At 67.9% G+C, this 12,637-nt stretch carries 11 protein-coding genes; 3 read left to right on the top strand and 8 right to left on the bottom strand.

Going from position 1 to position 12,637, the window contains the following annotated elements:
- Positions 1–44: 44 nt before the first annotated feature.
- A complete protein-coding gene (locus tag ACZ6DL_RS07215; RefSeq protein ID WP_062974927.1) occupies positions 45–752 on the bottom strand; it encodes a DUF8020 domain-containing protein in 708 nt (235 codons plus the stop codon).
- 303 nt (positions 753–1,055) lie between these two features.
- On the opposite strand from ACZ6DL_RS07215, the gene rfbB reads away from it, so the two are divergent.
- Complete coding sequence (gene rfbB / locus ACZ6DL_RS07210) at positions 1,056–2,072, top strand: dTDP-glucose 4,6-dehydratase (protein WP_466049681.1); 1,017 nt, start codon at positions 1,056–1,058, stop codon at positions 2,070–2,072.
- A 49-nt stretch (positions 2,073–2,121) separates the two neighbouring features.
- On the opposite strand, the gene ACZ6DL_RS07205 is transcribed toward rfbB, so the two are convergent.
- Together ACZ6DL_RS07205 and ACZ6DL_RS07200 are read right to left on the bottom strand one after the other, a co-directional pair.
- Complete coding sequence (locus ACZ6DL_RS07205; RefSeq protein WP_466049679.1) at positions 2,122–3,717, bottom strand: DUF2142 domain-containing protein; 1,596 nt, start codon at positions 3,715–3,717, stop codon at positions 2,122–2,124.
- A complete protein-coding gene (locus tag ACZ6DL_RS07200; protein WP_466049677.1) occupies positions 3,714–4,706 on the bottom strand; it encodes a glycosyltransferase in 993 nt (330 codons plus the stop codon). The genes ACZ6DL_RS07205 and ACZ6DL_RS07200 overlap by 4 nt, the downstream gene beginning before the upstream one ends.
- 147 nt (positions 4,707–4,853) lie before the next feature.
- Here ACZ6DL_RS07200 and ACZ6DL_RS07195 point away from each other — a divergent pair, with 147 nt between their 5' ends.
- Both ACZ6DL_RS07195 and ACZ6DL_RS07190 read left to right on the top strand, forming a co-directional pair.
- Positions 4,854–5,390 carry a GtrA family protein gene (locus tag ACZ6DL_RS07195; protein WP_393231163.1) on the top strand — a complete coding sequence of 179 codons (537 nt, stop codon included), beginning with the start codon at positions 4,854–4,856 and terminating at the stop codon, positions 5,388–5,390.
- 134 nt (positions 5,391–5,524) lie between these two features.
- Positions 5,525–7,441, top strand: a complete 1,917-nt coding sequence (locus tag ACZ6DL_RS07190) for a glycosyltransferase (RefSeq protein ID WP_466049675.1) — start codon at positions 5,525–5,527, stop codon at positions 7,439–7,441.
- 104 nt (positions 7,442–7,545) lie between these two features.
- Here ACZ6DL_RS07190 and ACZ6DL_RS07185 read toward each other — a convergent pair whose 3' ends face one another.
- The 5 genes from ACZ6DL_RS07185 to wzt form a co-directional block, all read right to left on the bottom strand.
- Complete coding sequence (locus tag ACZ6DL_RS07185; RefSeq protein ID WP_040864280.1) at positions 7,546–8,397, bottom strand: SDR family oxidoreductase; 852 nt, start codon at positions 8,395–8,397, stop codon at positions 7,546–7,548.
- Positions 8,398–8,543: 146 nt separating this feature from the next.
- Entirely contained in the window at positions 8,544–9,266 is a 723-nt protein-coding gene (locus ACZ6DL_RS07180; RefSeq protein WP_466049672.1) for a hypothetical protein, read from the bottom strand.
- A gap of 57 nt (positions 9,267–9,323) precedes the next feature.
- The gene (gene rsgA / locus ACZ6DL_RS07175; protein WP_466049670.1) at positions 9,324–10,370 is read right to left on the bottom strand and encodes a ribosome small subunit-dependent GTPase A; all 1,047 of its coding nucleotides are present in this window, start codon (positions 10,368–10,370) and stop codon (positions 9,324–9,326) included.
- A 252-nt stretch (positions 10,371–10,622) separates the two neighbouring features.
- Positions 10,623–11,651 carry a galactofuranosyltransferase GlfT1 gene (glfT1, locus tag ACZ6DL_RS07170; RefSeq protein ID WP_466049668.1) on the bottom strand — a complete coding sequence of 343 codons (1,029 nt, stop codon included), beginning with the start codon at positions 11,649–11,651 and terminating at the stop codon, positions 10,623–10,625.
- A gap of 145 nt (positions 11,652–11,796) precedes the next feature.
- Positions 11,797–12,633, bottom strand: coding sequence for a galactan export ABC transporter ATP-binding subunit Wzt/RfbE (gene wzt / locus ACZ6DL_RS07165; protein ID WP_357043370.1), 837 nt, complete (start codon positions 12,631–12,633; stop codon positions 11,797–11,799).
- Positions 12,634–12,637 lie beyond the last annotated feature (4 nt).

Below are 12,637 nucleotides of genomic sequence, written 5' to 3'. Positions count from 1 at the left end.
CGGGCGGGGCTTCGCTGATTTTCAGTTGTACGTTCGTTCGCGAGTTACTTCGGCGCGTTGAACGGCTGGTTGATGGTGCTGAAGTACTGGATCGCAGCACCGATTGCGACCGGGGCGGTGACCAGCAGCTGGCCAGCGAGGGTGCCGAGGGCGCCGACGGCGATGATGCCGCCGAGGCAGCCGATGGCGGCGGCCGGGATGAACGCGCCGAACAGGCCGACGATGGCCGCCGTGGCGACGGTGGCGCCGGCGATGCCGCCGAGCACACAGCCGACTGCGGCGCCGCTGAGGCCGCCGACCAGGGTGCCGATGGTGGCGCCGGTCGAGATGGTGTCCTTCATGCGGTTGAAGGCGGCCGTCTCACGGTCGTACTCGGTCTTCCACGGCGCCTTGTCCTCGAAGGGGAGGGCGACCGGCTTGTAGGTCGCGTGCGCCATGTCGAACTGGGGGGTAAGGGTGGCGGTGTGGTCCGCGATCTCGGCAGCGATCGGGAACTCGAAGTCGTCGACCCGGAAGGTCAGCGGCATGCCGGTCAGCACGTCGCCGTTGGCGGCCTTGACCTTGAAGGTGCCATCCTCGACGACCATGGAACCGGCATCGGTCGTGATGATGGACTGGGTGTCGGTCGCGTGGGCGGTGAAGTTCACCGCGCCATCGGCCTCGGGGGCCGGAGCCGCGTTCACGGTGCCGGCGGTGACGCCGAGAGCGGCGATCAGCAGTGCCGACGTCGCGGCGAATTTCCTCATCAGCATTTTGTTTCGAACCTCGATTGGAACGTTCGGAGGGGACTAGACGAGCAAAATCTAGACCAGCTAACGCGTGGTGAACCGCTTGTGACTGTTTATTCAAATTTTGTTCACCATCGAGACCCACGGCTCGGTGGGGTCTCGGAAATGTGGGCGCTGACCGGGGTTTTCCAGAACAAAACAATCCGAGAATTCTATTCGCTGGGAAGTCAATGAGACGAACGTCACAGTTCGAAATGGAGTGGCGCTCGGCCGCACCGGGTTTCGAGTCCTTCGCCGGTTCGGCGCGGCTCCACGTAGAGTCATGGGGTGCGATTGCTCGTCACCGGCGGCGCCGGGTTCATCGGCGCGAACTTCGTCCAGCAGACCGTGTCCGACCACCCGGATACGACCGTCGTCGTCCTCGACGCCTTGACCTACGCCGGGAACCGGGCCTCGCTGGACCCGGTGGCCGACCGCATCCGCTTCGTGCACGGTGACATCGCCGACCTCGACCTGGTCGATGAACTGGTCGGTGGCGTCGACGCGGTGGTGCACTTCGCCGCGGAGTCGCACAACGACAACTCTCTCGCCGAGCCTTGGCCGTTCGTGCAGACGAATATCGTCGGCACCTATGCCCTGCTGCAGGCCGTGCGCAGGCACGACGTGCGCTACCACCACGTGTCGACCGACGAGGTCTACGGCGACCTGGCCCCCGACGACCCGGCCTTCACCGAGACCACCCCGTACAACCCGTCGAGCCCCTACTCCGCCACCAAGGCCTCCAGCGATCTGCTGGTTCGCGCGTGGACCCGTTCGTTCGGTGTGCGCGCCACGATCTCCAACTGCAGTAACAACTACGGGCCCTACCAGCACGTGGAGAAATTCATCCCGCGCCAGATCACCAACTTGATCGATGGGGTGCGTCCCCGGCTCTACGGAGCGGGGCACCAGGTGCGCGACTGGATTCACGTCGAGGACCACAACCGCGCCGTGTGGGAGATCCTGCGCCACGGCCGGATCGGGCAGACCTACCTGATCGGCGCCGACGGCCAACTCGACAACAAGTCCGTGGTGCGGATGATCCTCGCCGAGTTCGACCGCGATCCCGACGATTTCGATCACGTCACCGACCGGCCCGGCCACGACCAGCGCTACGCGATCGACGCGACGTTGCTGCGTTCCGAACTCGGTTGGCGCCCCCGCTACGCGGACTTCCGCGCCGGCCTCGCGGCGACCATCCGGTGGTATCGGGACAACGAATCCTGGTGGCGCCCATACAAGGCGGCCACCGAGCAGGCCTACACCGCGGCGGGGGAGCGGACGCTCAGCGCGACGGGCGACTGAAACGACAACGGCGCCCCGCGGACCAGCCCCGAGGCGCCGTGATCGACGCTCAGCCCCAGACGATGGTGTAGTACTTCGCCGCCGCGGCGATCAGCGCCACACTGGACGCCACCAGCACGGTGACGGCCGGGCCCACCGACGGAGTCTTGCCCGTCGAATCGGTGAGCCGCAGCGGCATCCAGCGCAGCAGCACCGCGAGCGTCACGATCGCCAGCGGCACGAAGTAGCGGCCCTGCACGCCATCGATGATGTAGTAGCCGACCGGCGTGAACGACATGTACAGCGTCACGTAGATCATCGCGACACTGGCGGCCATGGTGAGCGCGACGATCAGGGTGCGGCGGAAGGCCGGGGCGGTCATCCGTTCCGCGATGCCGAGACTCACCGCGAACGCCAGCAGACAGGCCAGCATCGACAGGGCGGGCACGTCGACGTAGGCGAAGCCGAGTTCGCCGAAGAACTGGCTGAACCAGCGCTGGTCGCGCAGCGCGATGCTCTCGCCGAACACGTGCGCGAATTCCGGTGGGTCGCGCAGGATGCCGCTGAGCTGATCGCCGGGACGCACCGAATGCCACTGGTGCGGCGGCCGCATCAGGCCCATCCCGTCCCCGGTCGGCGCCGCGATCTTCATCCACACCGCGAAGGCGAGCGCGCCGAGCGCGGCGAAGATCCACGGGATCCCGCGCCGCGGGCCGCTGAAACCGAACCGCTCGGCGGGCACCAAGGCGACCAGCAACGCCAGCAGCACATAGGTGGGCTTGCTCACCGGCAGCAGGACCGTCGCGGCCAGCAGCGCGCCGATCTCCACCCGGCCCAGTCGCTCGCCGAGGAAAAGGGCCTTCACCAGCAGCGCGGAGACCAGGATGGCCAGCGCGTTGGTCATGGTGTCGGCGGTGACCGTGCCCGCCTGGAACACCGCGATCGGCAGCACGGCGACGGTGAACGCCAGCCACTGCACCCGGTGCGCGCGCAAGGCGTACAGGCCGAACCCGACCACCGCGAGGTAGGCCACCAGCCCGGCCAGGCGGGTGAGCAGCAGCAGGCCGCCCACGTCGAGCCCGAAGAGCTCGCCGAGGCGGATACCGATGGCGGCGGGAATGTAGGGGACCGGCGAGTATGCGGCGGTGTTGGTGAACCAGACCGGTTCGGTGGCATCCGACACCGCGGCGCTCGTCAACCGGTCATAGCGGGCCGGATCGCCCACCATCGGATCCGGCTCGTCCGGGTTGGTGGTGTAGTCCTGCAACGCGTAGCCCATCAGCACGGTGATGCTGGACGGGATGTCGCCGCCGTAGGCGACGCCGCGATCGTCGTGGATCTGCTGAGGCAGGAAACCGCCGTGCGCGACCTGGTAGGCGCGGCCGAACTGGGTGATCTCGTCATGACCCCAGAACGGCGGGGTGAGGACGGTGAACAGCGCGCCGAAGATCGTCGCCAGCAGGGTGAAGGCGATCGTCGCTCCGCCCAGCCGGGTCACCATGCGGCGCGCGAAGCCTTGCGGGCCCCGGTCCGTGCCGGGAGCAGTCTCCGCCTCGGCGTCGACGGCCGGTAGCGGTGCGGTGTCGGTCGCGGGTAGTGGTGCGGTGTCGGTCGGCTCGTCCAGATCCTTGTCCGGCGTCGCGGTGGGATCCGCCTTGGTTGTCAACGCTCGGCTCCGGCGTCACGGGCGGCAGCGCCTGCGCCGGTGATCCGCGGGTCGTCCGCGCCCACCGCGGTGTAGCGCAGGTAGACCAGGCGCGCGGCCTCGTGGCGGGAGCGGCGGATGCCATCGAGGATGAGGCCCGCCGTCCAGGCGAGGCTGCCCAGCAGCAGCAGGGTGAAGGCGAGGAACAGCGTCGGGAACCGGGGCACCGTGTGGGTGTTGTAGAACTCGACGATTATCGGAATGGTCAGGATGATCGAGACCAGCCAGCTCAACGTGCCGAACAGGCCGTAGAACGCCACCGGCCGCTCGTGCCGGGCCAGCCCGATGATCAGGGCGAGGATCTTGAACCCGTCGTGATAGGTGCGCAGCTTGCTCTCGCTGCCCGCCGGACGATCGCGGAAGCCGACCGGCACCGCTGTCTGCGGCACCCGCAGGTGCAGCGAATGCACGGTGAGTTCGGTCTCGATCTCGAACTCCCGGGACACCGCGGGGAAGCTCTTCACGAAACGGCGGGAGAACACCCGGAAGCCGGAGAGCATGTCCTCGACGTTCTCCCCGAACACCTTCCCGACCACGCCGTTGAGCACCCGGTTGCCGGTCTCGTGGCCCGCGCGGTAGGCGGAGGCGCCCTCGTCCTGCTTGCGCACGCCGAGCACGTGATCGTAGGGGCCGTCCAGCAGCGTCTTGATCATCAGCGGCGCGGCAGACGCCTCGTAGGTGTCGTCGCCGTCGACCATCAGGTACACGTCGGCTTCGATATCGGCGAAGGCGCGGCGCACCACATTGCCCTTGCCCTTGGTGTGCTCGTGCCGCACGATCGCTCCGGCCTCCCGGGCGCGCTCGGCGGTGGCGTCCGTACTCAGATTGTCGTAGACGTAGACGACGATCCCCGGCACGGCGGCCTGCAGATCGGCCACGACCTTGGCGACCGAGGCCTCTTCGTTGTGACACGGAACCACGGCGGCAATACGGAGCTCGGTGGAGTCCACCCGGGTCAATCCTCGCGATCGGTGGTGAATGTGGGAACACGGGGAGGGTACAGGGAACTCACAGCTTGTGCGTGGCCGACCTCACCGTGCGCGGGAGCCGATTTTCCCCTCGCGGGCGGTTGCCCGAGGCTGCGGTACCGTCGGGCCGTGCCATCCAGTGAGTCCACCGCACCCGCGGGCCAGCCAGTGACGCCGGAGACCGCATCGGTCGTGCGCAAGGTGCTCACCGCGCTGCGCAGAGGCGGGGCGTTCCTCGTGGTCGGCGCGATCGGCTTCCTGGTGGACGCGGGCACGTACAACCTCCTGGTCTTCTGGGGTGGCGAGGGCGTGCTGTATCACTACCCGCTTCCGGCCAAGATCATCGCGATCGCGGTGGCGACGGTGGTGACCTATTTCGGCAACAAATGGTGGACTTTCGCGCACAAGCAAACCGACAACCCCGGACGCGAGTACCTCCTGTACGCCGTGTTCAACGTCGTCGCGATCGGCCTGCAACTGGGCTGTCTCGGCTTCTCCCGCTACGTGCTGGACCTGTCCAGCCCGCTGTCGGACAACATCTCCGGTACGTTGATCGGGCAGATCGTGGCCGTGGTGTTCCGGTTCTGGGCTTACGACAAATTCGTCTTCACCGGGGCGCGGGCGGGCACGAGCGGCGCTACCGACAACGAATCGGCGAACGTTTAGCAATGGTTCGAGCACACGTCGGCATGGCTGTACGGCGGGCAAGCGCACAGGGCGGTTGATATCCTCACCCCCGCCGTGAGGCATCGAGGGGCGTGTCTGTCCCGTCCGGCACAATGAGAAATTTCGAGGATTTCATGGATCAGTCGGCTATCGAGGCCGTTACCGAAACAAACGATCGCTCGACGGCCGCTGAGGCGCCTGCCGCGCTGCGCGCCGACCATCGGGCGCCGGACCGGCTAGTGCTCCAGCGCGGCATCTTCACCGGTCCGTCGGCGAAGGTGAGCGACGAGCTGTATGCCGTCGTGAAAGGCGGCGCGCACCGGGAACGCCAGACCCTGCGGTTGGACAAGGGCGCGACCGCGCACACGAACACCTATTTCGGCCGGTTCGCCGCCAGCTACTGGCAGCGCTGGACCACGGTCACCGAAGTGCGGGCGACCATGGTGCTCGAGGTGGTCGCGAAGGCGAGGATTCGGCTGGTGGCCTCCGACATCGCGGGGCATCGCCGGATCATCGACACCGCGCGGGTCGACGCGAGCGGTTCGGTCACGCTGACCGCCCCGCTCGACCAGTACGTCGACGGCGGCGCGCTGTGGCTGGAGTTCGACGCCATCGGCGGCGCGCTCGGCATCGCGGAGCTGAGCTGGACCGCCGTCGCGCCGGAGCGTGTCCGCCCGGTCGCCATCGCGATCTGCACCTTCAACCGCGCGGCCGACTGCGCCGAGACGGTCGCGGCGCTCGCCTCCGACCCGACCGTGATCGCCGCGATCGACGCGGTGTACGTGGTCGACCAGGGCACCGATCTGGTCGAGAACCGGCCGCGCTACCAGGAGGTCGCACCGGTCCTCGGCGAGAAGCTGCGCTACCTGCGCCAGCCGAACCTCGGCGGCGCCGGCGGCTTCACCCGCGGGCTCTACGAGGTGTCGGCGGTCAACGAGCACGCCGACGTCATCCTGATGGACGACGACATCCTGTGCGAGCCGGAGACGGTGCTGCGGCTGAACGCGTTCGCCAACCTGACGGTCGAGCCGACCCTGGTCGGCGCGCAGATGCTGTTCCTGCTCAACCCCGACTACCTCAACGTCGGCGCGGAGGAGGTGCACCTGAACCGGCTACGGCACGGCCAGAAGGTGCCGAAGGCGCTGCGCAACACCAGCATGTTGAAGAAGAACCAGGAGCGCCGCGTCGACGCGGGCTACAACGCCTGGTGGACCTGCCTGATCCCGGCCGAGGTGGTCGCGAAGATCGGACTGCCGATCCCGATCTTCTTCCAGTGGGACGACGTGGAATACGGCGTCCGGGCGCGCGAGCACGGTTTCGTCACCGTCACGCTGCCCAATGCCGCGGTCTGGCACGCGGACTTCTACTGGAAGGACTACGACGACTGGGCGCGCTACTTCAGTACCCGCAACTCGCTGATCGTCGGCTCGATGCACACGGAGCTGGACGGTAAGGAGATCAGCCGCAAGCTGTTCCGGGAGATGTCCGAGCAGCTGGTCGCGATGCAGTACGGCCTGGTGCACACCACCTTGCAGGGCATCGAGGACTTCCTGAAGGGCCCGAAGGTGCTGCGGGACGGCGGTATCGAAGCGCTGGCCGCCGCGCGCACGAGCCGGGCGGATTACGCCGAGACGATCAAGCACCCGGCCGCGACGCCGCCGGTCCGCTCGGCCGACATCCAATTGCGCCGTGCGGGTGGCGAACCCAGTCGAGTGCTGCTGGTGCTGATCAAGCGCGCGATCAATCAGTGGCTCGGCCGTACCCAGCACGGCATCATCGGCGTCACCAGGGAAGACGCCTACTGGTGGCATGTCTCGCTGTTCGACCACGTAGTGGTCACCGACGCCTCGCAGTCCGGCGTCCGGGTGCGCAGGCGCGACAAGGCCCGCGCGCTTCAGTTGCTGCGCCGCATGGTGCGTGTGCTGCGTCGCCTGCGCCGGGAGCTGCCCGCGTTGCAGGCGCAGTACCGCGCCGCCATGCCGGAACTGACCAGCCGGGAGAATTGGGAGCGGCTGTACGGGATCGAGGGGCCCGCCACTCCTCGCACGTAGGCCGGGATCGGGCGCCCCCGAAGCCGCGAACGGCCTCGGGGGTGCCCGGCGATCTTTACGAAACCGGTTGCCGCGCGAGCGTTCTCGTCGCGGCAGTCGGCGAGTCAGAGAAAGAGATCTGTGGTGAGTTCGCCGTCGCCCGGGGTGACGCGATACTTGTCCAGATCGGTGATGCCGTGCGCGGCCAGGACTTCGTCATCGATGAAGAAGTTGCCGCTGGTCTCCTTGCCGGGCGAGGTGAGCACCAGGTAGGCGGCGTCGGCGTAGATGTCGGGGGTGCGCGAGGTGGAGACCATCTCCTCGCCGCCGAGCAGGTTCTTCACCGCGGCCGTCGCGATGGTGGTGCGCGGCCACAGCGAGTTGACGCCGATGCCGTCGCCCTTGAGTTCCTCGGCCAGGCCCAGCGTGGTCAGCGACATGCCGTACTTGGCGATGGTGTAGCCCAGCGACGCGCCCGCCCATTTCGGGTCGAGGTTCAGCGGCGGCGACAGGGTGAGGATGTGCGGGTTGCGCCCGGCCTTCGCCGATTCGCGCAGATGCGGGATGCTCAGCTTGGACAGCAGGAAGCTGCCCCGGCAGTTGATGTCCTGCATCAGGTCGTACTTCTTCATCGGCAGCGCGTCCGTGGGGGACAGGTCGATCGCCGAGGCGTTGTTCACCACGATGTCGATGCCGCCGAAGCGCTCGACCGTCCGGCGCACCGCCTCGGCCACCGACTCGTCGATGCGGACGTCGCCCACGAACGGCAGTACCTGCCCGCCCGCCGCCTCGAGTTCCGCGGCGGCGGTGTGGATCGTGCCGGGCAGTTTCGGATGCGGCTGATCGGTCTTCGCGATCAGGGTGATGTTGGCGCCGTCCGCCGCGGCCCGCTTGGCGATCTCGAGCCCGATGCCGCGGCTGCCGCCGGACATGATCATCGTGCGGCCCGCTAGCGGCTTTGATCCCGATTCCGTCATCTGACCTGCTCCTTCGTTTCCGCCGCGAGCACCGGCCCGCGGCTGTACGCGCTTGCAGACTAAGCGTAAACCTCGGCCTTATGCAACCAGTTGCATAGGGTGTGCGAAGAGAGGGCGCCGGCGTGCCGGCGCCCTCCGGCCGCGGCTCAGATCGTGGCGATGAGCACGATGTTCAGCAGGAACATCAGTCCGACCAGGGCCCAGACGATGTAGAGGAACAGCATGCCCGGCGCCTTCTGCGGAACCGGTCCGATCGCGCCGTTGAGGAAGATCACAACCGGCGGCTTGTAGTAGAACCGCGCGGCCTGTCCCTCGGCGATCGGCACGGTGACATTCGCCGGACCCATGTCGAACAACCACGGGGTGGTGACCCGGACGTGGTACTGGCCCGGCCCGACCGGGATGTGGTTCGCGCCCCATCGGGTGTTGGGCACCCGCTGGCCGTTGACCAGGATCTTCGGCTTGGTCAGCGCGAGCAGGAACGTCCAGATCGAGTACGAGGCATCGATGGTGATGCCCGGCGGGTCGGCGGGTTGGCCGTAACCCTGCTGCGGGGCGAACTGCTGCGGCTGCCCGTACGGTTGCGGCTGCCCGAACTGCTGCGGCTGCCCATATGGCTGTGGCTGCCCGTATTGCGGTGCGGGCTGGCCGAATTGCGGCTGCCCGTACGGCGGCTGACCACCCTGCGGCTGCCCCGCCTGCGGCTGGGCGAGATGCGGTTGGCTCGGATGCTGCCCCGGAGGCGGCGCGTACTGCGCGGGCGCCTGCGGCGGGTACTGACCGACGGGCGGTTGCTGACCGAACGCCGGCTGCCCGGGCCATGAACCGGGCTGCTGGCCGTGTGGCGGATACCCGCCGGGATGACTCATCTATCCCTCCCAGATAGCGAACGATGCGAGGGGCACCCTACCGTGCCCCCCGCTCGGTCAGCGTCGCGAGTTCCGCTCCCGGAACATCTTGCGGTGCTGCTTGGTGACGTCTCGCCAGGCCCTTTCACGTTCGGCTCGCAGCCGCTTGTCGGTGCGCGCCCGCATCCACTCGTTCTCGCGCGCCAGCTTGTTGTAGCTGTCGAGCCTGCGCTGGGTGAGCTCGCCGCTGTCGATCGCCTCCCGCACCGCGCACCCCGGTTCGCCACGGTGCGCGCAATCGCCGAAACGGCAGCGGGCGGCGAAGGATTCGATGTCACTGAAGGTCTTCTCGATGCCTTCGGTGGCGTCCCACAGCCCGATGCCGCGCAGCCCCGGCGTATCGATCAGGGTGCCGCCGCCGGGCAGCGGGCGCAGTTCCCGGTGCACCGTGGTGTGCCTGCCTTTCTTGTCCGCGTCGCGGACCGCGTTGGTGGCGAAGATCTCCGCGCCGAGCAGCGCGTTGGCGAGGGTCGACTTCCCAGCACCGGAGGGTCCGAGCAGCGCGACGGTGCCGTCGAGCATCGCGGTGAGCACATCGAGCCCCGAGCCCGTGTTCGCGCTCACCTCGAGCACCGCGGCGCCCGGCGCGACGGCGCGCACCGCGTCGAGCGGGAGGTCGCCGGCCGCGTCTGCCTTGGTGAGCAGCACGATGGGCTGGGCATTGCTCTCCCAGGCCAGCGCGAGCATGCGTTCGATGCGTCCGAGGTCCACATCGCCGTCGGCGGCCGTGCAGATCAGGACGGTGTCGACATTGGCGGCGAGCACCTGGCCCTGCGACCGGCCGGAAACCGACGACCGCACGATCGCCGATCGGCGCGGCAGCAATCGCCGCACCGCCGACGTGGCGTCGACGGTCACCCAATCACCGGTGCACAGCCCGCTGACCTCGGAATCCGAGCGCGGGCAGCGAGCACGTGCGAGCCCGTTCGGTGTGGCCACATCGCATTCACTGCGATCCATGCGGATCACTCGCGCGGGCACACAACCGTCCTCGATCATCGAGGAGTATCGGGCGGAGACGGCTTCGGTCCAGCCGTAAGGGACGAGAAGGTCGTGGTCGACCATGATGGAAAGGAATCCTTCGTCGGGCGCCGAACCCGACCAGGGTTCAGCGAGCGGAGAATGAGGTGGAGTCTCGTGTGGCGGCGCGACTGAGATCAGCTCGCCCGGACACGACAATCCGCACGTTCCTCGTCACGGTCCACACCTCCTTCCGCTCTCGCAGTCGACCCACTCTCGCACCCGGCCCCCGCCCGGCACAACCGAATTTCCGCCTTCCGCGGGCCGCGCACCGCCGACGGCGCGACCCGCGGCGGATCAGTCGGGTTTGCCGAACTGCTCGTGGCGGCCGAGGGAGCGAAGGTGGAACCATTCGCGCAGGCCTGCGGGGTCACGGCGGGTGACCAGGAAGAACCAGGAGAAGCGAACCCATTCCTGGGGAAGCAGTTTCCGCATACCCGGCTGGGACATCAGATAGCCGCGGTTGCGGTAGGTGAAGTAGCGCTTCACCGGATCGTCCGGGTACTGCGTGTGCATCCGGCCGCCGAGGATCGGCTTGAACTCGGCCGCGCCGTTGGGATGCAGATACGCCGTCTGCAGGCAGGTGCCGAACGGCAGTCCGGAGCGCACCAGCCTGCGATGCACCTCGACCTCGTCACCGCGCACGAACAGGCGCAGGTCCGGCACGCCGATCACGTCGACCGCCTGCGCGGAGATCAGCGCGCCGTTGAACAGCGAGGCGATGCCGGGCAGGAAGTCCTCGTCGCCGAGTTCCGAGCGCAGCCTGCGCCAGACCACGCCGCGGCGCAGCGGGAAGGCGAGACGGTCGGGCTCATCGATGTCGCAGACCACGGGCGAGACCTCGACCAGGCCGTGCCGCTTCGCGCAGTCCAGCAGGGTGGACAGCACATCGGGGCCTTCGGGTCTGCCGTCGTCGTCGGCGAGCCACACCCAGTCCGCGCCGATGCTCAGCGCGTGCAGCATGCCGAGCGCGAACCCGCCCGCGCCGCCGAGGTTGTGCGCCGAGCCCAGGTAGGTGGATTCCACCGGCTGGTCGCGCACCAGATCGGCGACCTCCGCCTCGTTGCCGTTGTCGATCACGATCAGGTGATCCACCGGCCGAGACTGGGAGGCAACGACTTTCAGCGACTCGGCGAGCAGTTCACGGCGCTTGTGCGTGACCACGACCGCCACGATGCGCTGCGGCGAATCCGAGGCCGTCGCAGCGGATTTCGCCGGGAGCGGGGCGGCGGGGGCGTCGATCTCGACGGGCTCCTCCGGCGCGGAGCCGATCCGGGCCTGCGCCCCTTCGTCGATCGGGGTGTCCTGCCCGGTCGGCTCACTCATGCTGCGGCCTTTCCGGCAGGAGCGGGGCCCTGCGTGGTTACGCTTCGCTGCCGCCTCCGGGCCTGACCGCTCATGCGGTGTTGCCTTTCGGCATGTGCGGGGCCCTGCGTGGTTACGCTTCGCTGCCGCCTCCGGGCCTGACCGCTCATGCCTTGTTCCGCTCCAGTTCTCGTTCTGTTTCGCCGGCCCGTTCGGCTTCCATTTCGCGCAGCACGGTCGCGACGTGATTCCCGGCGTCCGGCCCCTCATAGGCTCGCACCACTTCTTCGATGCCGCCGCGCAAGCGGATCTGGCCGTGGTCGATCCACAGCGCCGTATCGCACAGCTGCGCGAGGAATTCGTTGGAATGGCTGGCGAAAACCAGGATGCCGGAACGCGCTACCAAGGACTGCAACCGCAGCCGGGCCTTCTTCATGAATTCCGCGTCGACGGCGCCGATACCCTCGTCCAGCAACAGGATCTCCGGATCGATCGAGGTGACCACGCCCATGGCCAGGCGCACCCGCATACCGGTGGAATAGGTGCGCAGCGGCATGGACAGGTATTCGCCGAGCTCGGTGAAATCCGCGATCTCGTCGATCTTCGCCAGCATCTGCTTACGTGTCTGCCCGAGGAACAGGCCGCGGATGATGATGTTCTCGTAGCCGGAGATCTCCGGATCCATGCCGACGCCGAGGTCGAACACCGGCGCCACCCGCCCGCGGATGCGCGCACTGCCGCGCGACGGCTCGTAGATTCCGGAAAGCAAGCGCAGCAGCGTCGACTTACCGGCGCCGTTGTGCCCGACCAAGCCGACCCGGTCGCCTTCCTTCAACGAGAGATTGATCTCCCGGAGGGCCTCGACCACGACGACATCGGACTGATTGCGCCCGATCGCGCCGCCCGCTTTACCGAGGAACGCTTTCTTCAACGACCGCGATTTGGCGTCGAAGATCGGGAATTCGACCCACGCCTCCTGGGTCTCGATACTCACACGACTCATCGGG

The sequence above is a fragment of the Nocardia sp. NPDC041819 genome (assembly GCF_055590505.1).
Note: the sequence above shows the minus strand (reverse complement) of the source record. Positions and strands in the feature narration are given on the sequence as shown.

Coding starts and splice junctions, on each gene's coding strand:
- wzt (WP_357043370.1), bottom strand. CDS start 12,633: ATGAGTCGTGTGAGTATCGAGACCCAGGAGGCGTGGGTCGAATTCCCG.
- ACZ6DL_RS07185 (WP_040864280.1), bottom strand. CDS start 8,397: ATGACGGAATCGGGATCAAAGCCGCTAGCGGGCCGCACGATGATCATG.
- glfT1 (WP_466049668.1), bottom strand. CDS start 11,651: ATGAGTGAGCCGACCGGGCAGGACACCCCGATCGACGAAGGGGCGCAG.
- ACZ6DL_RS07180 (WP_466049672.1), bottom strand. CDS start 9,266: ATGAGTCATCCCGGCGGGTATCCGCCACACGGCCAGCAGCCCGGTTCA.
- ACZ6DL_RS07215 (WP_062974927.1), bottom strand. CDS start 752: ATGCTGATGAGGAAATTCGCCGCGACGTCGGCACTGCTGATCGCCGCT.
- ACZ6DL_RS07190 (WP_466049675.1), top strand. CDS start 5,525: ATGGATCAGTCGGCTATCGAGGCCGTTACCGAAACAAACGATCGCTCG.
- rsgA (WP_466049670.1), bottom strand. CDS start 10,370: ATGGTCGACCACGACCTTCTCGTCCCTTACGGCTGGACCGAAGCCGTC.